At 53.5% G+C, this 387-nt stretch carries 1 protein-coding gene; it reads left to right on the top strand.

Annotated elements, in window-relative coordinates:
- Positions 1-62: 62 nt before the first annotated feature.
- Positions 63-387 (top strand): IS110 family transposase (locus H7U37_RS16590; RefSeq protein ID WP_204877031.1); only part of this gene is annotated, 325 nt, incomplete at its 3' end.

Genomic DNA, 387 nt, shown 5'->3' on the forward strand with positions numbered 1-387 from the left:
GTAGCAAAGTTCGGATACCCACCCGGGCAATTCCCAGCCTGCATCGTTCAGGGAGGGATTTGATGCAAGACATATTGACCTGCGCCATGGGACTGGACATTCATCGTGACGTTATTGTTGCCTGTCTTGCCAAAGGTGAGCTGGGCACCGATCCGGAAATCGAGATCCGCTCCTTCAGCACACTCATCCCGGAAATGCGGAAGCTGCGGGATTGGGTGTTGGAAGCTGAGTGCCGCTATGTCGCTATGGAGAGCACTGGGATCTACTGGCAGCCCATTTACGAAATGCTGGAACCTTGTTTTGATGGGCAGATCAACATTCTGGTAGTGAATGCCCGCCACATGAAGAATGTGCCTGGGCGCAAAACGGATATGCGAGACGCGCAAT

The organism is Pseudoflavonifractor phocaeensis (assembly GCF_016901735.1).
Lineage (GTDB): Bacteria > Bacillota > Clostridia > Oscillospirales > Oscillospiraceae > Pseudoflavonifractor_A.